Genomic DNA, 19,811 nt, shown 5'->3' with positions numbered 1-19,811 from the left:
GCCGACCGTTCGATCCGAGGGGACGCCGTCTCATGCTGCTTGTCGACATCGTCCTGCCGGGTCTGGTGCTCGGTGGCATGTATGCGCTGATCGCGCTGGGGCTGACGCTCCAATACGGCGTGGCGCGGATCATGAATCTGTCCTACGGCGAGTCGCTGGTCGCGGCCGCCTTTGGCGCACTTTCGCTGTACACAGGCCTGGGTCTCAGTCCGCTCGCGGCGCTGCTGCTGGCCGTGCCGGTCGCGATGGTACTGAACTGGCTGCTCTATCGCTTCCTGCTGGAACGGCTGATGCGGCGCGGCAAGGACCGGGGCGCGCAGGAGATCGACAGCATCCTCGTCACGTTCGGCGTGTTGTTCGTAATCCAGGGCGCGATGCTGGTCGCCTTCGGCGGCCAGTACTACAGCTATAGCTATCTCTCCATTCCGCTGACGATCATGGGATCGACCCTTGCGGTCAACCGTCTGGTCGCGCTGCTGTTCGCAGCCCTGGTCGGCGGCGCCGTGTATCTTGCCCTGACCCGCACGCGGATCGGCACAGCGGTCCGCGCCATCGCGGTGGACGCCAATGCGGCGCGCCTCGTCGGGATCGACGTGGCGGCCTTGTCGGGGCTTGCGTTCGCCTTCGGCGGCGGCCTTGTCGCCGTCGGTGGCGTGCTCGTCAGCATGTTTCTCACCTTCAATGCGGCCATGGGCGTGGTCTTCACCATGAAGGCGCTGGTCGTCGTCATCATGGGCGGCGTCGGCAACGTCATGGGCGCGCTGGTCGCGGGGTTGCTGCTCGGCGTGGTCGAGACCGCCGTGGCCCGGCTGGTCGATCCCGGCCTGACGCTGGCTGCGACCTATGCGTTGTTTCTCGGCGTGCTCCTGATCAAGCCGACCGGCCTGTTCGGGAGAGCGGCGTCGTGACGGGGCTCGTCCGGACGTCGCTGTGGTGCGCCGGCCTCGTCGCGGCCGCGGCCATCGCCGCCTATCCGCTGTATGCCGACGGCTATTATCTCGCGCTCGGCATCAGTGTTCTCTATTTCACGATCCTGGCGACCGCCTGGGCGATGTTCTCAGGCCCCACCCGCTACGTCTCGCTTGCGACGGTCGCCTTCTTCGGCCTCGGCGCCTACACGGCCGCCGCCCTTGGGGAGACGATGCCCTGGCCCGTCGTGGTGCTGGCCGCCGCCGGCCTCGGTGCGCTGACCGCCGCCATCACCGGGCTTTCCACCCTCCGCCTGTCCGGCATCTATTTCGTGATCTTCTCGTTCGGCCTCGCCGAGCTCATCCGGCAGTTGGTGATCTGGTACGAGGTCAACATCCACAAGTCGGTCGGCCGCTACCTGTTCAGCGCCGTGACACAGGACATCCTGTACTGGCAGCTCCTTGGCCTGACCGCGCTCGTCTTTCTCGTGGGATGGCTGCTAGGGCGGTCGCGCTACGGGCTGGCGCTACGCGCCATCGGCGCCGATGAAACCGCGGCCAGTCATTCCGGCATCGACGCCACGCGGGTCAAGCTCGCCGTATTCGTTTTGAGCGCGACATTCATGGCGATGACCGGCGCGGTGATGGCGCCGCGCTGGACCTATATCGATCCCGCGATCGCCTTCAATCCAACGATCTCGTTCCAGGTCGTGATCATGGCGTTGCTGGGCGGCGCAGGCTCTCTGTTCGGGCCTGTGCTGGGCGTCGTTCCGCTGGTCTTGCTGTTCGAGGTGCTGACCGCGACCCTGCCCAACCATTTCAGCATCGTGCTCGGCGTCATCTTCGTGCTCATCGTCATGGCGCTGCCGAATGGCGTGATCGGCTTGTTCAGGACCGGACGCTGGCGGATTCCGGTGGGTTCTCCTGTATCAGAGTCCGTGCGCACGATGAACAAGGCACCGCTTCTCGCAGTCGAAGGCGTCAGCAAGTCATTCAGCGGATTGCGCGCGGTCGATGGCGTCAGCTTCACGGTCGCAACCGGCGAGATCATCGGCATCATCGGCCCGAACGGCTCGGGCAAGACGACGCTGCTGAATACGCTGTCCGGCGCCTTGAAGCCCTCATCGGGCACGATCCGGTTCAGTGGCACCGTCCTCACCGGTTTGCGGGCATACCAGATTGCGCGCCTGGGCCTCGCGCGCACGTTCCAGCTGGTGCGTGTGATGCCGGACCTGACCGTCGCCGAGAACGTAGCGGCAGCGCGGCTGTTCTCCACGTCGGACGGTTCCGACACGACGGGACGCGAGCTGCTCGACCTGGTCGGGCTCGGCACCATGCATGAAACGCTCGCGCGCGAATTGACCTATATCGACCAGAAGCGGCTGGAGCTTGCCCGTGCGCTGGCGCTTCGGCCTCGCCTCGTGCTGCTCGACGAATGGCTGGCGGGCCTCAATCCGAGCGAGCTCGAAACGGGCATCGCCCTGATCGCGAAACTGCGCGAGCGCGGCCTGACCATCATCATGGTCGAGCATGTCATGGATGCGATCCGCGCGCTCTGCGGCCATTGCATCGTCATGAACGCCGGCCGCGTGATCGCGCGCGGCGCGCCGGACGAGGTGCTGGCCGATCCGAAGGTCATCGCGGCCTATCTCGGAGACGACGATGCTTGAAGTCGCCGCCCTCTCCCATTTCTACGGCAAGCATCAGGCGCTGGCCGATGTCACGCTCGGCATCGCCCAGGGCGAGATCGTCGCGATCCTCGGTGCCAATGGTGCCGGCAAGTCGACCTTGCTCAAGAGCATCGCCGGTCTGATCAAGCCCGCCCTCGGGGCGACCATCCGGTTCGAGGGGGAAAACATCGGCGAGTTGCCGGCGCATCTCATCGTGGAGCGCGGCATCGCCCTGGTGCCGGAGGGACGCGGCGTGTTTGGTGACCTGACCGTTGCCGAGAACTTGCAGCTTGGCGCCTATCCGGCCCGTGCGCGCGCGGGCGAAGCGGACCGGCTCACGAAAACCCTGGAATTGTTCCCGCGCTTGGCCGAGCGCCTGCCCCAGGCCGTCCGCACCATGAGCGGCGGCGAGCAGCAGATGGTCGCGATCGGCCGCGCCTTGATGTCGAACCCGCGTCTCCTTCTGCTCGACGAGCCTTCGCTCGGGCTGTCTCCCCTGCTCAGCCGCGAGGTCTTTCGCGCGCTGACGCAGATACGCGCCGGTGGCGTCGGCGTGCTGCTGGTTGAGCAGAATGCCCGGGCAAGCCTCGATCTCGCCGATCGGGTCTACCTGATCGAGTCCGGCCGCAACGCCGGCAGCGGACCGGCCAGCGCGATGAAGAACGATCCCGAGATTCAGCGCGCCTATCTGGGCAAGGCGCGCGCTGCATCAAGATAGTCACCCAGCAACCCATATCACCCGGAAACCCATGGAGAGTTCCATGAACGCAATCGACCTTCTCATCGGCGGCAAGGACCAGTCGGCCAGCAATCAGCGCACCTTCCAGCGTCACAACCCGATTTCCGGCGAGATCGCATCCATCGTGGCGGCGGCCTCGATCGACGATGCGATGCGCGCTGCCGACGCGGCGGCCGCGGCTTTTCCGGCTTGGTCGCAGCTCGGTCCCTCCGAGCGCCGCAAGCGGCTCAGCGCTGCCGCCGACATCCTCGCGCGCCGGGCGGCAGAGTTCACCGCGCTGATGGTGGCCGAGACCGGTGCCACCGCGGGCTGGGCCGGCTTCAACGTGCATCTTGCAGAGGGCATGCTCCGCGAAGCCGCGGCAATGACGACGCAGATTTCCGGCGAGGTCATTCCAACCGACAAGCCCGACAATCTCGCCATGGCGTTTCGCCAGCCGGTCGGTGTGGTGCTCGGCATTGCGCCCTGGAACGCGCCGGTCATCCTCGGCGTACGCTCAGTCGCCATGCCGCTCGCCTGCGGGAACACCGTGGTGCTGAAGGCCTCCGAGATGAGCCCCGGCGTGCACCGCCTGATCGGAAGCTGCCTCTCCGAGGCTGGTCTCGGTGACGGCGCCGTCAATGTCGTGACCAACGCGCCCGAGGACGCGCAGGCCGTCGTCGAGGCACTGATCGCTCACCCTGCCATCCGCCGCGTCAACTTCACCGGCTCGACCCGGGTCGGCCGCCTCATTGCGCTGGCTTGCGCCAGACATCTGAAGCGCGCGCTGCTGGAGCTCGGCGGCAAGGCCCCGCTCGTCATCCTCGACGACGCCGATTTGGATGCAGCCGTGAACGCGGCTGCCTTCGGCGCCTTCATGAACCAGGGTCAGATCTGCATGTCCACGGAGCGGATCGTCGTCGACGACAAGGTCGCCGACGCCTTCATCGCCAAATTCGCCGCCAAGGCAAAGGGGCTTCCATTCGGCGATCCAAGCAGGGCAAATGTCGTGCTCGGCTCGCTCGTCAGTGCTGCTGCCTGCGATCGCGTCAGGGGCTTGATCGACGATGCCGTCGCCAAGGGCGCGGTGATCGCGGCGGGCGGACACGGGAGCGGCACCATCATGCCGGCCACCATCGTCGATCACGTCACGCCGGCGATGCGCATCTACGGAGAGGAGAGCTTTGGTCCGGTCGTGACCGTCGTCCGCGTCAGCGGGATCGACGAGGCGGTGCGGGTCGCCAACGACACCGAATATGGCCTCTCCTCCGCGGTGTTCGGTCGCGACATCGCGCGCGCCCTCGGCGTTGCCAAGCGGATCGAGGCCGGCATCTGCCACGTCAATGCTCCGACCGTGCACGACGAACCGCAGATGCCGTTCGGCGGCACCAAGGCATCGGGCTACGGGCGCTTTGGTGGCAAGGCGGCGATCGACGAATTCACCGAGCTGCGCTGGATCACCGTGCAGACCGGGCCACGGCATTATCCGTTCTGACCGGAACGACTATTTCTCTTGGCAGCACGAGCTGCCGGCATCCTTCCCGGTGCCGGTCAGCACGCTGCGGCTGTTGCGGTCCGGTGGAATATCTCCGGCCGCATTGGCCGCGAAGAATCCGGTCGGCTTCAGCATGAAGCCGGCATATTCGACCGGCATGATCGGAAAGTCCTCGGGTTTGCAGACATGGGTGTGGCCGAACGAGTGCCAGACCACGATGTCGGTATTCTCGATGTTGCGGTTCTGCGCGGCGTAGCGCGGCAGGCCGTCGCCGCCGGCGTGGACGTTGGGATAGTCGCCGCTGGCATATTTTTCGCTCGCGTCGAATGCCGTCACCCAGACATGCTTCGTCGCGAAGCCCCCGCGGCTGCGCACATAGCTGCCCTCCTGCGCCAGCATCAGCGGGCTCGGATTGACCACGAGCTTGTAGGCGGGAGCATTGCCGACCGAGTTGGTCTCGTTCGGATTGCTGATCTTCCAGAAGCGGCCGGTCTCGCCGTTGGCGATCGCCGCTGCGTCACGCTCGCGTGACAGGACGCGCGTGGTGGTGTCGAACACGTTGCCGTGCGGATTGTCGTGCCCCCAGGGCCGCGGCACGAAGTCGTGCTCGGTGACGGTGTTGCCGCCGCCGTCGAGATCCATGTGCAGGCGCACGTTGAAGAAGTGCTGATGCGTCGGTCCACCCAGTTGGTCATCGACCATGCCGCCCCATTTGTAAGTCTCGCCAGGCGGCACCGCCGCGGTCTGGATGATGCCGGTGAGCTTGGTCTCCAACTGGATCGTGCCGTCCTGGTAGAGGTACCAGTAGAAGCCGTAGTCGTAGTTGCCGACGGTCGCGAAGAACGAGATCACGAGCCGCCGCGAGCGGCGGACCTCGAACAGGCCGTTGCGAAATTCGTAGTGTTTCCAGGCAATTCCGTAATCTTCTTCATGCATGCAGATGGCATTCTGCATGACGAAAGGCTCGCCCTTGCTGTCGGCGGCCGGCACGTCGAAATAGTGGATGTTGCCGAGGCAGTCGCAGCCGAGTTCGAGCGCGTTGGCGAGCATGCCGAGGCCGTATTCGCCGGCATCGAACGCCGACTTCCAGAAATGGTTCGCGGTCGGGTCGGCATAAGGCACCACCATTTCGGTGACGCTGGCGCGATGAATCAGGGAGCGCTTGCGCGCGCCGTCCTGATAGGCGAGCTGATGCAGCACGAGGCCCTCGCGCGGGGTGAAGCCGACGCGAAAGCTCCATTTCTGCCAATCGACCTTCCAGCCGTCGACGCGAAAGCTCGGGCCCTCGGGCTGCTCGATGTGCAGGGGCTTGATGTCCGTGCGCGGTACTGCAACCTCATGCGCGCCGTAGTTCCGTTTCTTGCGCGGTATCGGCACGATCGGATCTTCATCCGTGAGGTCGATGACCTTGCCGCCGATGAGGTCAACGACAGCGACCACGCCCTCGATCGGATGGGCATAGCCGTTGTCCTGGAGATGCTCGCGAAAATAGCTGACGGCGCGCACGATGCGTGCACCGCGCTCGAACTCCTTGTCGAAGAAGCCAGAGGAGAAAGGGTCGACCTGAACGAGCTCGATGTCCTTATCGCTGAGCCCGCGCCGCTGCATCGCCGCACGCCAGCCGGGGTCGGCCTTCACAACGGCCTCGCATTTGAAGAACTCTTCCAGCATCACCGGCGGCTGCCCATAGGGCACGTCGCGGTTGGGGAGGAGCTTCCGCTCGACGATCTCGCTGCGGCCAAGATCGACGATGTGCTCGATGGCCTCGCCGGTGGCGATATCAAGTGTCAGCACGAAGGCACGGCGCCCTATCCCGCCCGCGGCCAGATCCTGCTTGGTCGGCTCTTCCAGCCGTACCGTCGGGAAGCGGCAGTGTTCCGGTGAGCTTGCGGCCGCACGCACCAGCGTGCACGCCGCCGTGATCTCCCCAATCGTCAGAGGATCGAGCGGATGCGCCGTGGCGGCATGGGCGGGCGATCGTGCCTTGGCGGGATCGAGCATGATGATGTCCAGAAGTCAGCGCGAGGCGAGATGTGCGGTGATGGCGCGGAAGGCAGCGAGCCAGCGATGGTCGAGCGGAACGTCCATCGCCTTCGGCTGCGTCGCGAGCTTGACGATGACGGTGTCGGAAGCCGCGTCGATGTAGAGCCACTGGCCGTGGATGCCGATCGCGGCGAGATCGTACCGCGAAGGATCGATCGTGTACCATTTGCTGCGGTAGCGCGCGCTCGGGAAGATATCGGCGAGGTCGCCGTCGGCCCAGGCCTTGGGATCGCCGTTCTCGTGGATGTCGTCGATCCACCAGCCCGGCACCACCTGCCGTCCCTCGACCACGCCGCGGCAGCGGATCATCTCGCCGAAGCGGATAAGATCGCGGGCCGTGACGGAAAGACCGCCGGCGATGCGGCCCATGCCGTGGCTGTCGAGCGTGAGGGATCCGTCCTCTTCCGCGCCCATCGGCTGCCAGAGATATTCGGAGAGGATGCGAGGGTAAGGCATGCCACAGGCGCGCTCATACACCCAGCCGAGAACTTCCGTGTTGGTCGAGACATAGTGGAACACCTTGCCGTGCGGCTTGCCGGTGCCGCGCAGGGTCATGAGATAGGCGCGCTGGTGGCTGGGCTCGACACCCGGTGGCGGCACATCCCAGCCCGAGGAGAAGCGGTAACGCGCGACGTCGCCGGCAGGGTCCTCGTAGTCTTCATCGAACTTGATGGCGACGGCCATGTCGAGGACATCGCGGACCGTGCAGCTGCCGTAGACGGAATTCTCCAACTCCGGCACGTAACGCATCACCCTCGCCTCGGGATCGAGCAGCCCGCGTGCGGCCAGCACGCCGCCGAGCGTGCCGGCAACCGACTTGCTGATCGAGCAGATCAGATGCGGCGTTGTCGCGCTCATGCCGTCGCCATACCATTCATGGATCAGCGTGCCCCGATGCATGACCAGCAGTGCATCGCCAAAGGTCTCACGCAGCGTGGCCTCGATCGTCGTCGGCTGGCCGTCCGGCGCTTTGAAGCTGAGCTTTGACAATTCGCGCGGCGCCGTTTGTATCGGCGTCGGCCGGGCCGAGCGGCGCACCTCCGCAGTGGGCAAAACTTCGCGAGTGTGGGTGAAGCCCCAGCGGATCGCGGGAAAGCTGCGCCAGTTGGCACGCGTCACCTGGGCCTCGGGCGCGGGCGGGCTGCCGCGCATGACATCGGTCGGTCGCATCTCGATCCTCCGCAAGGCCATCCCGACTGCGCTGTCGGAACGGTTGGAAGGAAAATCTGCACCGCGGCGCTATCGGGCGTTATCGAGATCCGGCAATATTTTGCTGGACTCGGCCGTCCGGCGTGTCAGTCTGGGCACGTTTATTGCTGATCTTGGCTTACAAATTTCGACGCATTATCATGGCCTTGAGCGTAAATCCTCCGATTCAGGACTCGGCTGCCGGCCTGATCGAGGCGAGCAGTACGGATGTCGATGAGCACTGCGCCGCGCTCGGCCGCTGGCGGCTGCGCTACGACCAGATCAGCGCCGGGGCGTTTCGAGGCAGCTTCACCCAGCTCTCTCTGCCCCATGTCGAGGTGTTCCGCGAAATCACCAGCCAGCAGGTTCGCCAATACGGCCAGCTTGGCGCCGACAGCTTTGGCATCGGCCTACCCTGGCGCGGTGACAGCGAGGTCAATTGCAACGGCGCCAGCGTTGCAGGCGCCCAGGTCATCGCCTGCATCGACGCCGAGGTCGACATGTGCACGCCGAAGTCATTCGAGCTGCGCGGTGTCGTCGCCAGTGCGGCGCTGATCCGGGATCTCGCCGCCCGGCTCGAGATCGATCTGCCGCGCGCGGTCTGGCACCAATTTCGGGTGATCGAGATGGCGCAGGCGCCGGTCGCACGATTGCGAGCCCATCTCGAGGTCATTCACCAGGCCATCGCGACCGCGCCCGAACGGTTCGAAGATCCGGCCACCCGGCAGGTGCTCGAAGACGCCCTCCTCGTCGAGATCATGGACATGCTGCCGACCGCACGCGCCACCGATCCCGGCCGCAGCGCGAACGCGCGCAAGCGTACCGTCGATCGCGCGCGCGAGCTGATGCACGGCAACAATGACCATTCGCTGTCGCTGCTGGAGGTCTGCAAGGCGGCCGGCGCCAGTCCGCGCAAGCTCGGCTATTGCTTTCAGGCGGTTTTGGGCACGAGCCCGATGCACTATTGGCGTGCGATGCGGCTGAACCGCGTACGGCGCGATCTGAAACGCGCCGGCGGCGCTGGGACATCCATCTACGACGTCGCCGTGCAGCACGGCTTCTGGCACTTCAGCCAGTTCTCGCTCGACTACAAGCGCCACTTTGCCGAGCTGCCCTCGGAGACGCTGCGGCGGGCGAGGCGTGCCGCGTGATCCGGTTCAGCGATGCCGCAGCCGGCGATTGACCCGGCGCGCCAGATAGTCGCCGGCGCTCTGGATCAGTTGCACCAGTGCGATCAGCACGACCACGACGGCCAGCATCATCTCCGGCATGAAGCGTTGGCAATGTCAGATATTTGCGGGGAGTTGGACGAAGTTTTCCCAATCCGTCGGATGCAAAGGATATCTATCTGCCGACAGGATCATCCTCCTGCGGTGCCTGATCTACCGCCCCCTGAAGCGTGGCTTTCGGCGGGCCAGGAATGCTTCGACGCCCTCCTTGTGATCCTCGCTCAGGCTGGCGAGCGCGAACTGATCGACATCCATGTGGCTGGCGAGATCGTCAAGCGCGTGCGCGAGCCGGTTGACGGTCAGCTTGGTCATGGCGACCGAGAGCGGCGGCTGTGCAGCGACCTTGCGGGCAAGCTCCATGGCCGCATCGAAGGCATGGCCGGGGTCGGTCACCTGTTCCACCAGGCCCCATTCATAGGCCTCGTCCGCGCTGATGCGCTGGTCGGCCAATATGACCGCCTGCTTGGTGCGGGCCGGCCCGATCAGATGCAGCATGCGCGGGATGCTCTGCCAGCTCATGTTCATGCCGAGCCCGATCTCGGGCACGCGCAAATGCGCGTTGCGGCCCATGATGCGAAAGTCGAGCGCTACGGCGAGGGCCACCCCGCCGCCGACGCAAAAGCCCTCGATCGCCCCGATCGTGATTTGCTCCATCTCCTGCCAGGCGTGCGTCAGGCGCGGCCCGAGCTTGAGATGCCGACGCAGCGTGCCGAGATCCATCTCCTTGCGCGAACGTCCCTCCGCATCCTTGAGGTCGAAGCCGGCGCTGAACGCGCCCGAGCTGCCGGTCAAGACGACGGCCGACGTCGCGGCGTCATCCTCGAAACTGCGCGCCGCCGCGGTCAGCTGCCGCAATGCCTCCGGCGAGAGCGCGTTGATGCCGTCGCCGCGGTCGAAACGGACCACCGCAATCCGACCCTCGGGCCCAAGGCCCTTCTCGATCTTCACGTAGTCCGTCACCATCATCTCCACGCTGCTTTCGGCGATGTTAGCGCACAATTGTCGTCACGAATATGGGGCCCGATCACGATGCAAGGAACACTCGACAGGCCTGGGCCATTGCGCATATCTTTGCCGCCATGAGCCACGATCACGACCATCACCACGATCATTCCGAGCTCTCGGAGACCGAGCTGCGCGTGCGCGCGCTCGAGACGATCCTGACCGAAAAAGGCTATGTCGAGCCGGCCGCGCTCGATGCCATCATCCAGGCCTACGAGACCAGGATCGGACCTCATAACGGCGCGCGCGTCGTCGCCAAGGCCTGGACCGATCCGGCGTTCAAGAAGGCACTGCTGGAGGACGGCAGCAAGGCGATCGGAACGCTCGGACATGTCAGCCGCGTCGGCGACCATCTGGTCGTGGTCGAGAACACGCCTGAGCGACACAACATGGTCGTGTGCACGCTGTGCTCCTGCTACCCCTGGGAAATGCTGGGACTGCCGCCGGTCTGGTACAAGGCTGCGCCCTATCGCTCCCGCGCCGTGAAGGATCCGCGCGGCGTGCTCGCCGATTTCGACGTCACCCTGCCCAAGGACATGGAGATCCGGGTGTGGGATTCGACCGCCGAGACGCGCTTCCTGGTGCTGCCGATGCGCCCTGCAGGCACGGAGGGCTGGACCGAGGAGCAACTCGCCGAACTCGTCACCCGCGACTCCATGATCGGCACCGGCTTTCCGCGGAAGCCTGGAGCCCCGTCATGAACGGCGTGCACGACATGGGCGGCATGGACGGGTTCGGCAAGGTCGAGCCCGAGCCCAACGAGCCGATGTTTCACGCGGATTGGGAAGCGCGTGTCCTTGCCATGGTACGCGCGATGGGCGCGGCCGGCGCCTTCAACATCGATACCTCGCGCTTCTACCGCGAAACGCTGCCGCCGCACGTCTATCTCGCGAGCTCCTACTACAAGAAATGGTTCCTCGGTCTCGAGGAGATGCTGATCGACAAGGGCTACCTCACCAGGGAGGAAGTCGCCGCCGGCCATGCGATACAGCCCGCAAGGGCGCTCAAGCACGGCAAGTTCGATCTCGCGAACGTCGAACGCATCATGGTGCGCGGCAAGTTCGACCGCCCTGCCCCGGCGCCGGCGAAATTCAACATCGGCGACCGCGTGCGCGCGAAGAACATCCATCCGACCACGCACACAAGGCTGCCGCGCTATGTGCGCGGCCATGTCGGCGTTGTCGAGCTGAACCATGGCTGCCACGTTTTTCCTGACACGGCGGCGATGGAGCGCGGCGAGAATCCGCAATGGCTCTACACCGTGGTGTTCGAGAGCCGCGAGCTCTGGGGCCCCGACGCTGATCCGACCACAACCGTCTCGATCGATGCATTCGAGCCCTATCTGGACCCGGCGTGATGAGCACGCCGCTTGCTGCGGCCGCCACGGCGGCCATACCGAGCATTCCCCGCGACGACGACGGCCCGGTCTTCCGCGCGCCCTGGGAGGCGCATGCCTTTGCCATGGCGCTGACCTTGCACGAGCGCGGCGTGTTCACTTGGCCCGAATGGGCCGCCGCACTCGCCGACGAGATCAAGCGCGCGCAAGCGGCGGGCGATCCTGATACGGGCGAGACCTACTACCTGCACTGGCTGGCGACGCTGGAAGGCCTCGTGGCCCGCAAGGGCGTCGCATCGGTCGAAACCCTGCACCGCTATCGCGCCGCCTGGGACCACGCCGCCGATCGCACGCCGCACGGCAAGCCGATCGAGCTGCGGCCGGAGGATTTCGGGTAGCTTGCGCACGCGCGTGTCCCGGACAAGCTGCAACGCGCTAGCGTTGCGGCGCAGAACCGGGACCCAGCCAGCGACACGATACGTTACGAAGCATGGGCCCCGGCTCTGCAGCGCACCGCTGAAGGAGCGCTGCGCTGCGTCCGGGGCACGAACAGAGGAGTACGGCGAGCCTCAGCGCCTCGCCACATACTCCGCCCATCCCTTCGCCCGCAAACTGCATGCCGGGCACTCGCCGCAACCATGGCCCCAATCGTGCTGCGCGCCGCGTTCGCCGAGATAGCAGGTGTGCGAGTGCTCGCGGATGAGGTCGACGAGCCCCTCGCCGCCGAGATCGTGCGCGAGCTTCCAGGTCGCGGCCTTGTCGATCCACATCAAGGGCGTATGCAGCTCGAACTTCCTGGCCATGCCGAGTGAGAGCGCGGCCTGCATGGCGCGGATGGTCTCGTCGCGGCAATCGGGATAGCCGGAATAGTCGGTCTCGCACATGCCGCCGACGATGTGGCTGATCCCGCGTCGATAGGCCAGCGCCGCGGCGAAGGTCAGGAAGACGAGGTTGCGGCCGGGCACGAACGTATTGGGTAGGCCGTCGGCCCCCATCGCGATCGCGACGTCGCGTGTCAGAGCGGTCTCGGACACGGCCGCCAGCGTCGGGATCGACAGCGTGTGGCTCTCGCCGAGCCTTGCGGCCCAATCCGCACGCAGCCCCTTGACGCCGTCGAATAACCGCTCGCGGCAGGCAAGCTCGATGGCGTGGCGCTGGCCGTAGTCGAACCCCAGCGTCTCCACGCGGGCAAATCGGCTCAGCGCCCAGGCGAGGCAGGTGGTGGAATCCTGGCCGCCGGAGAACAGCACCAGCGCGGTCTCGGAGGAAAATGCGTCACTCATGGCCCGCGCTTTAGCATTGCGCGACCTGCTCGCCAATCGGTGGAAATCGGCCTGTTCCACCGTACCGGGCTGGGAACGCCGGCCGGGTTTTGGCATAACGTTGCGGAGCCAGGAGACTGCCCCGCAATGACCCCTTCCCGCGACATTTCCCGCCTGATCGAGATCATGGCGGCGCTGCGCACGCCGGTCACCGGTTGCCCCTGGGACCTCGAGCAGGATTTTGCGACGATCGCGCCCTACACGATCGAGGAAGCCTATGAGGTGGTCGACGCCATCGCCCGCGGTGACCTCGACGATCTCAGAGAGGAGCTCGGCGATCTCCTGCTCCAGGTCGTGTACCACGCCCAGATGGCTTCCGAGCAGAACGCGTTCGATTTTGGTGACGTCGTCGAAGCCATCACCCGCAAGATGATCCGCCGCCATCCCCACGTCTTTGCCGACAAGGACGGCAATCTCGCCTCCTCGCACGTCAAGGAGGTCTGGGACCGCATCAAGGCGGAGGAGAAAGCCGAACGCGCAGCACGCCGGCCGCCGGAAGAAGCGCCGTCGCACAAATCGCTGCTGTCAGGCGTGAAGGCCGGCCAGCCGGCGCTGACGCGCGCGATGGAGCTGCAGCGCAAGGCCTCCACCGTCGGCTTCGACTGGAACGACCCGCGCGCGGTGCTGCAAAAGATCCGTGAGGAAGCCGACGAGATCGAGGCGGCATTGGACCGCAACGACAAGCAGGAGATTGCGGAAGAGACCGGCGACCTGATGTTTGCCCTCGTCAACCTCGCCCGCCATGTCGACGCCGATCCGGAAAGCGCACTCCGCGCGACCAATGCGAAATTCGAGCGGCGCTTCGCCTTCATTGAACGCGCGCTGAAGGCGCAGGGCCGCACGCTCGAGCAGGCGTCGCTGGCGGAGATGGACGCGCTGTGGGATGCGGCGAAGGGTGAGGAGACAGCACCAGAGAAGCGGAATCAAGCTCGCGGCTAACTAACTTCACTGTCGTCCCGGACAAGCGCGCCTCAAGCGCGCGCAGATCCGGGACCCATAACCCCAGGGAGCGGTTGTAGCGGCAATCTGATAACCACGAGCCTTCCGCCAAACGGCGTCCTGTGGCTATGGGTCCCTGATCTGCGCTTACGCTTGTCCGGGACGACATCGCTGTTGAGGACGCAATTGGTGCAATTCACGAGGCGGGACCTACGTCGCGTGATGCGGCACGGCGTCGAACCTGTTCACAACGATATCCCGCTTGGTCTCGTCCACCCGCACGGTCATGTCGAAGCGGCCGTCGTGCAGCTCCTTCGACAGGACCTCGGCGTTGCGATGCAGCCAGCTGATGCCGGCACCGTCCGAGGCGTCGACGGAGAGATCGAGCGTGGTGCGCTTGGCGGCGAGGCGTTCCTCGATCGCGGCGAGCAGTGGATCGATACCCTCGCCTGACACGGCGGAGACCAGCATCGCCGGATGATCCTCCGGCCTGCGCGCGGCGATGTTCAGCAGCTCTTCGCGTTGCTCGGCATCGTACCGATCGATCTTGTTCCAGACTTCGATAATGCGGCCACTATCATCAGGGTTGATGCCGAGCTGACGCAGCACCGCGTCGACGTCGCTCTGCTGCGCTTCGGCGTCCTCGTGCGAGATGTCGCGGACATGCAGGATGACGTCGGCCTCCAGCACCTCCTCCAGCGTGGCACGGAAGGCGGCGACGAGCTGGGTCGGCAGGTTGGAGATGAAGCCGACGGTGTCGGACAGCATCGCCTTGCCGCCATGCGGCAGGTTGAGCGCGCGCAAGGTGGGGTCGAGCGTCGCAAACAGCATGTCGGCCGCCTGCACGTCGGCGCGGGTCAGGCGGTTGAACAGCGTCGACTTGCCGGCGTTGGTGTAGCCGACCAGCGCGACGACGCGATACGGTACGCGCTGGCGGCCGGCGCGATGCAGACGCCGCGTCGCCTGCACCTTTTTCAACTCGCTCTCGAGCTTGGAGATGCGCTCCTGAATCAGGCGGCGGTCCGCCTCGATCTGCGTCTCGCCAGGACCGCCCATGAAGCCGAAACCGCCGCGCTGGCGTTCGAGATGGGTCCATGAGCGCACCAGGCGCGAGCGCTGGTAGTTGAGATGCGCAAGCTCGACCTGGAGCGAGCCCTCCCTGGTCTTGGCGCGGCGGCCGAAGATTTCCAGAATGAGCCCGGTCCGATCGAGCACCTTGGCGTGCAGCTCCTTTTCGAGATTGCGCTGCTGGATCGGCGCCAGCGCGCAATCCATCACCACGAGCTCGACATCGAGGCTCTTGACCAGCCCGGCGATCTCTTCGACCTTGCCCTTGCCGACATAGGTCGCTGGCCGGATCTGGTTGATCGGCGCGATGATGGCGTCGGCAACGACGAGATCGATCGCACGCGCGAGGCCCGTGGCTTCATCAAGCCGGGCCTCGGCGTCGCGTTGGACGTGACTTTCCGATTGCGTGTCGGCACTGCCGGCGCGCACTCGCAAATAGGGGCCGATGACCAGCACCCGCCCCGTATTGGCCCCTGCCGACCGCGGACGGTCGGCATCCCCGTCGAAACTCCGGGGTTCCAATCAGATCACTCTCAAGCCGGCTGATCCTCGCCGCCTTCGAACAACTGGATCGGTGCGCCCGGCATGATGGTCGAGATCGCATGCTTGTAGACCAGCTGCGAGTGACCGTCGCGCCGCAGCAGCAAACAGAAATTGTCGAACCAGGTCACGATGCCCTGGAGCTTCACTCCGTTGACCAGAAAGATCGTCAGTGGCGTCTTGGTTTTGCGAACGTGATTAAGGAATGTGTCCTGTAGGTTTTGTGCGCGGTCTGCCGCCATTGTTTTTTTCTCGCTTTGAGTTTCTTTTTATTGCGCCGGTTGCGGCCCTCTTGTGACGTTCGGGGCCTCTCCCGGTTGCTGTCCCTCATGAGATCCCCCTCGGAAGGAACAGCGGTTCGATTAGAGGACAGGTCGGGATATTAGGCAAGCCGCTTCACGCGGCAGGCCGCGCCCTATTGTCCCGGAAAACTACGGAAATCGATGATCTTACTCGCTTACTCCTGACGCATGGCCGCAAGGTCGCGGGCTAGATTGTTGTTTTGACGCTTCTTCTCGACGCGAACCGGTCTCCACTCCGCTCGAAATCGCACTAGCCGACGCCGAGCGCTTTCAGCTTCCGATGCAGCGCCGAGCGTTCCATGCCAACGAACTCGGCCGTACGGGAAATATTTCCTGAAAAACGGCTGATTTGCGCAATTAGATAGTCGCGCTCGAACACTTCGCGCGCCTCACGCAGCGGCAAGCCCATGATGTGCTCGCCATTGTTGCTGGTCGGCATCGCCGGCACCATCGAGCCGACGTCCTGCGGCAACATGTCGGCCGTGATGATGACCTCCGGCCCCCCTGCCGCGAGAATCATCACCCTCTCGACGTTATTGCGGAGCTGACGCACATTGCCAGGCCAAACATGGGATTGCAGCACCGCCATCGCGTCCTGCCCGATCTGGCGCTTGGGAAGGCCGCTGCCGGCGGAAATCTGCTCCATGAAATAGTCGATCAATTCCGGAATGTCCTCGCGCCGCTCCGACAGCGCGGGCACGCGGATCGGCACCACCGAGAGCCGGTGGTAGAGGTCCTCGCGGAAACGGCCGGCCGCGATCTCCTCTTCCAGGTTGCGCGCGGTCGAGGAGATGATGCGCACATCGACCTGCACCCTGGCGGTGCCGCCGACGCGCTGAAACGACTGCTCCACCAGCACGCGCAGGATCTTGTTCTGGGTCTCGCGCGGCATGTCGGCGATTTCGTCGATGAACAGCGTGCCGCCATGGGCTTCCTCAAGCGCACCGGGCTTGCGCGGCTGCTCGCCATTGGACTGCTCGATGCCGAACAGCTCGTGCTCCATGCGCTCGGGCGTGATCGCCGCCGCGTTGATCACCACGAAGGGGCCGTCGGCACGGCCCGAGGCCGTATGCAGCGTGCGAGCGGTCAATTCCTTGCCGGCGCCGGCGGGGCCGACGATCAGGATGCGGCTGTTGGCCTTCGCCGCGCGCTCGATGGTCTGGCGCAGCTGGTTCATGCTGGGCGAGCGGCCAACGAGCTGGCTCGCGCTCGGCGCGAGCTGCTTCAGCTCCTTGACCTCGCGCTTGAGGCGCGAGTTCTCCAGCGCTCTGGTCGCGACCAGGATCAGCCGGTCAGCCTTGAACGGCTTCTCGATGAAATCGTAGGCGCCGCGCTTGATCGCGGCGACCGCGGTCTCGATGTTGCCGTGGCCGGAGATCATCACGACCGGCAGATCGGCATTGTCCTTCTTGACCTGCTCCAGCAGCTGCAAGCCGTCGAGCTTGGAGCCTTGCAGCCAAATGTCGAGAAACACGAGATGCGGCCGCCGATTGGCAATCTCGGCGAGCGCCGTATCGCTGTCGCGTGCGGTCCGGGTCACGAAGCCCTCGTCTTCGAGAATGCCCGCAACGAGATCCCGAATATCGGCCTCATCATCGACAATCAGAATTTCACTTGCCATGGATCGCGCCTGTGTTGTCAGCTGCCCGTTGAGGCTTCGATTTTCGTTGATTCATTGGTCTTTTCAGCCGGCTCTTTGGTTCCGGCAGGCGGCTCTTTTGTTTCCAGCTCGCTGCTGGATTTGTTCACGGAATCCGTGACCGCTGCCTTGTTTTCCGGCTTGATTGCTTCGTTGGGCGCTGGCTCGGCGCCCCCGGATTTCGCGGGTTGCCCCGAGATTGCAAAGCGCATCCGCATCCAGGCGCCGCGCTGGCCTTCGCGGAAGTCGGAGGCGTCCTTCAGCTCGATCCGGCCGCCATGGTCCTCCAGCACGCGGCCGACGATGGCCAGCCCCAGGCCCGTGCCCTTGGCACGCGTGGTGACGTACGGCTCGAGCAGGCGCGAGCGCGCGACCTTGGGCAGGCCGATACCGTTGTCGATGACGTCGATCAGCACGTCGTCGCCCTCGCGCGACACCACGACGTCGATTCGGCCTTTGCCGAGCTCCTCGGGGGGAACCTGCTCGATCGCCTCGGTGGCGTTCTTGACGATATTGGTGACCGCCTGGGAGATCAGCCGCCGGTCGAACTGGGCGCGGAGCGGATCGTCCTTGAACTCGGCCTCGATATCGATTTCGGGATGGGCGACCTTCATCAGGAACACCGCCTGACGCACGGTGTCGGCGACGTCCTCGCCTTCCATCACCGGTTTGGGCATCCGCGCAAAACGCGAGAACTCGTCGACCATGCGCCTGATGTCGTCGACCTGGCGCACGATGGTGTCGGTGCACTGGTCGAATATCTGCTTGTCCTTGACCTCGGTGATGGACTTGCCGAACTTGCGGCGGATGCGCTCGGCGGAGAGCTGGATCGGCGTCAGCGGGTTCTTGATCTCGTGGGCGATGCGGCGCGCCACGTCGCCCCAGGCCGAGGTCCGCTGTGCCGAGACGAGCTCGGTGATGTCGTCGAGCGTGATGATGTAGCTGTCGTGCGGCTGGTTCTTCTCGGCGCTGACGCGGACCGACAGGTTGCGCTCGGCACCGTCCCGGGTGATGGTGATCTGCCCCTGCACCAGGCGCTGGGTCCCTTCCCGCGCCGTCTTCATCATCTCGTCGAGCTCGGGCAGCACGTCCGAGAGCGGATGGCCCAGCGTCTCCGCTTCGGAGTGCCCGATCAGCTTCTCGGCCGAGCGGTTGAGGATGCCGACGCTGCCGGAAGTATCGACGCCGATGATGCCGGCACTCGCCGAGGACAGCACGGCCTCGATGAAACGGCGGCGGCTGTCGATGAGGTCGCTGGCATTGACCAGTTCGTCGCGCTGGCTGCGCAATTCCTGCGTCATCTTGTTGAAAGTCTCGCCCAGCTGGGCGAGATCGCCTTCCGACTGATGCACGGGCACTTGGACATGGAGGTCGCCGGTCGAGACCGTCTGGGCCGCGTTCATCAGCCGCCGGATCGGTGAGACCAGCGAGTTGGCGAAGTTGAGGCCGATCAGCACCGACGCCATCAGAATGGTCAGCGCGATCACCGCGAACATCAGCGCGAAGGCAACCTGGATGCCGAGCCGCCGGGACTCGATCTGGGCATATTCGGCGACGCTGACTTCGGTCTGCTTGAGCTGATTAACGACGTTCGGATCGAGCGGACGGGCGACATAGAGGAAGGTGTCGTTGAAGGCGCGCAGCCGGATCACCGCGGCGACGAAGCTCGCGTCCGGGAGGACCGCGATCTCGGGTTCGTTCTCGTTGACGTTGCTGAGGAAGTCCGGCGCGGGCGGCGAATAAGCCAGCCGCATGCCTGTGTCAGCGGATTCAAGGATATTGGTGTTCTTGTCGATGATCATCGCGCCCGGCAAATTGCGCGAGGCGGCGCTCGCCGTCAGCATCTCCCGGAACGAGCGGCGATCCTGGTCGTAGAGCGGCCTTGCGTGCGCGATATCGTTGGCCATGCCGAGAATGTCGCCGCGGATCAGCTGCGCGTGGTCCTGCATATAGGCCCGCGCGATCGTCAGCGAGTTCTGGATCACCTCCCTGGTCGGGCCGGAGAACAACCGGTCGAGGCCGCGCTCGATGGTGACGTTGGCAACGACGGAGACCAGCACCGCCGGCAGCACCGCCACGATCGAGAACAGGCTGACGATCTGGACATGGAGGCGCGCCGCCGCCCTGCCCCGCCGCCGCGCCAGGATCAGCTGCCAGAGTTCCCGGATGATGATCCCGACCAGCAGCAGGATCGTGGCGGCATTGATCAGATAGAATGTGCGGACCACCCCGGGCGTCGGCTCGATCGTGCTCAGACCCGTCAAGACCAGGAAGGTCAGGAGGGCCGACAGCAGCGCCAGCGCGACGGCAAAGGGTGCCAGCCAGCGTCGCACCGACCAACGCCGGGGCTCTTCCGCTGGGGCCGTGTCAAAGTGTGCGGCCGAGGTATCTGCGCTGGTCATTCCGGCAATG

General features: G+C 65.2%; 17 protein-coding genes and 1 pseudogene. 9 read left to right on the top strand and 9 right to left on the bottom strand.

The features are described from left to right. Positions 1 to 32 precede the first annotated feature (32 nt). From EDE08_RS09560 to EDE08_RS09545, 4 genes are read left to right on the top strand one after another with little or no spacing between them, the layout of a single operon-like run. A complete protein-coding gene (locus EDE08_RS09560; RefSeq protein ID WP_061881593.1) occupies positions 33 to 908 on the top strand; it encodes a branched-chain amino acid ABC transporter permease in 876 nt (291 codons plus the stop codon). After that, positions 905 to 2,578 carry a branched-chain amino acid ABC transporter ATP-binding protein/permease gene (locus EDE08_RS09555; protein ID WP_245524748.1) on the top strand — a complete coding sequence of 558 codons (1,674 nt, stop codon included), beginning with the start codon at positions 905 to 907 and terminating at the stop codon, positions 2,576 to 2,578. Before EDE08_RS09560 ends, EDE08_RS09555 begins: the two co-directional genes overlap by 4 nt. Further along, a complete protein-coding gene (locus EDE08_RS09550) occupies positions 2,571 to 3,296 on the top strand; it encodes an ABC transporter ATP-binding protein (RefSeq protein ID WP_131868649.1) in 726 nt (241 codons plus the stop codon). The genes EDE08_RS09555 and EDE08_RS09550 overlap by 8 nt, the downstream gene beginning before the upstream one ends. A 43-nt stretch (positions 3,297 to 3,339) precedes the next feature. Further along, complete coding sequence (locus EDE08_RS09545) at positions 3,340 to 4,791, top strand: aldehyde dehydrogenase (RefSeq protein ID WP_131868648.1); 1,452 nt, start codon at positions 3,340 to 3,342, stop codon at positions 4,789 to 4,791. Between the two features lie 9 nt (positions 4,792 to 4,800). On the opposite strand, the gene EDE08_RS09540 is transcribed toward EDE08_RS09545, so the two are convergent. Together EDE08_RS09540 and EDE08_RS09535 are read right to left on the bottom strand one after the other, a co-directional pair. Then, the gene (locus EDE08_RS09540; RefSeq protein ID WP_131868647.1) at positions 4,801 to 6,792 is read right to left on the bottom strand and encodes a primary-amine oxidase; all 1,992 of its coding nucleotides are present in this window, start codon (positions 6,790 to 6,792) and stop codon (positions 4,801 to 4,803) included. A gap of 15 nt (positions 6,793 to 6,807) precedes the next feature. After that, complete coding sequence (locus tag EDE08_RS09535) at positions 6,808 to 8,004, bottom strand: serine hydrolase domain-containing protein (RefSeq protein WP_131868646.1); 1,197 nt, start codon at positions 8,002 to 8,004, stop codon at positions 6,808 to 6,810. A gap of 179 nt (positions 8,005 to 8,183) precedes the next feature. Here EDE08_RS09535 and EDE08_RS09530 point away from each other — a divergent pair, with 179 nt between their 5' ends. Next, entirely contained in the window at positions 8,184 to 9,173 is a 990-nt protein-coding gene (locus EDE08_RS09530) for a helix-turn-helix domain-containing protein (RefSeq protein WP_131868645.1), read from the top strand. A gap of 6 nt (positions 9,174 to 9,179) precedes the next feature. On the opposite strand, the pseudogene EDE08_RS09525 reads toward EDE08_RS09530, so the two are convergent. Together EDE08_RS09525 and EDE08_RS09520 are read right to left on the bottom strand one after the other, a co-directional pair. Further along, positions 9,180 to 9,302: pseudogene (locus EDE08_RS09525) on the bottom strand (DL-methionine transporter permease subunit); the annotation flags it as partial. Between the two features lie 102 nt (positions 9,303 to 9,404). Continuing rightward, positions 9,405 to 10,211, bottom strand: a complete 807-nt coding sequence (locus EDE08_RS09520; protein ID WP_131868888.1) for an enoyl-CoA hydratase/isomerase family protein — start codon at positions 10,209 to 10,211, stop codon at positions 9,405 to 9,407. 119 nt (positions 10,212 to 10,330) lie between these two features. On the opposite strand from EDE08_RS09520, the gene nthA reads away from it, so the two are divergent. The 3 genes from nthA to EDE08_RS09505 are packed head-to-tail and all read left to right on the top strand — an operon-like array spanning position 10,331 to position 11,987. Further along, positions 10,331 to 10,954, top strand: a complete 624-nt coding sequence (gene nthA, locus EDE08_RS09515; protein WP_131868644.1) for a nitrile hydratase subunit alpha — start codon at positions 10,331 to 10,333, stop codon at positions 10,952 to 10,954. Further along, positions 10,951 to 11,610 carry a nitrile hydratase subunit beta gene (nthB, locus tag EDE08_RS09510; RefSeq protein ID WP_131868643.1) on the top strand — a complete coding sequence of 220 codons (660 nt, stop codon included), beginning with the start codon at positions 10,951 to 10,953 and terminating at the stop codon, positions 11,608 to 11,610. Before nthA ends, nthB begins: the two co-directional genes overlap by 4 nt. After that, a complete protein-coding gene (locus tag EDE08_RS09505) occupies positions 11,610 to 11,987 on the top strand; it encodes a nitrile hydratase accessory protein (protein WP_165935817.1) in 378 nt (125 codons plus the stop codon). Before nthB ends, EDE08_RS09505 begins: the two co-directional genes overlap by 1 nt. Positions 11,988 to 12,158: 171 nt before the next feature. Here the strand turns inward: EDE08_RS09505 and queC are convergent, their stop codons facing one another. After that, entirely contained in the window at positions 12,159 to 12,872 is a 714-nt protein-coding gene (gene queC, locus EDE08_RS09500; protein ID WP_131868641.1) for a 7-cyano-7-deazaguanine synthase QueC, read from the bottom strand. A gap of 126 nt (positions 12,873 to 12,998) precedes the next feature. Between queC and mazG the strand changes: the two genes are divergently transcribed. Then, entirely contained in the window at positions 12,999 to 13,850 is an 852-nt protein-coding gene (mazG, locus tag EDE08_RS09495; RefSeq protein ID WP_131868640.1) for a nucleoside triphosphate pyrophosphohydrolase, read from the top strand. Between the two features lie 210 nt (positions 13,851 to 14,060). Here the strand turns inward: mazG and hflX are convergent, their stop codons facing one another. The 4 genes from hflX to EDE08_RS09475 form a co-directional block, all read right to left on the bottom strand. Then, positions 14,061 to 15,440, bottom strand: a complete 1,380-nt coding sequence (gene hflX, locus EDE08_RS09490; RefSeq protein WP_165935818.1) for a GTPase HflX — start codon at positions 15,438 to 15,440, stop codon at positions 14,061 to 14,063. A gap of 11 nt (positions 15,441 to 15,451) precedes the next feature. After that, a complete protein-coding gene (gene hfq, locus EDE08_RS09485) occupies positions 15,452 to 15,700 on the bottom strand; it encodes an RNA chaperone Hfq (protein WP_007591126.1) in 249 nt (82 codons plus the stop codon). A gap of 310 nt (positions 15,701 to 16,010) precedes the next feature. Then, the gene (ntrX, locus tag EDE08_RS09480) at positions 16,011 to 17,381 is read right to left on the bottom strand and encodes a nitrogen assimilation response regulator NtrX (RefSeq protein WP_131868639.1); all 1,371 of its coding nucleotides are present in this window, start codon (positions 17,379 to 17,381) and stop codon (positions 16,011 to 16,013) included. Positions 17,382 to 17,398: 17 nt separating this feature from the next. After that, positions 17,399 to 19,801 carry a sensor histidine kinase NtrY-like gene (locus EDE08_RS09475; RefSeq protein WP_131868638.1) on the bottom strand — a complete coding sequence of 801 codons (2,403 nt, stop codon included), beginning with the start codon at positions 19,799 to 19,801 and terminating at the stop codon, positions 17,399 to 17,401. Positions 19,802 to 19,811: the final 10 nt, after the last annotated feature.

Origin of the sequence: Bradyrhizobium sp. R2.2-H (genome assembly GCF_004346455.1) — a bacterium.
In the GTDB taxonomy this organism is placed as follows: domain Bacteria; phylum Pseudomonadota; class Alphaproteobacteria; order Rhizobiales; family Xanthobacteraceae; genus Bradyrhizobium; species Bradyrhizobium diversitatis.
This window is presented reverse-complemented; position numbering and strand designations above follow the sequence as displayed.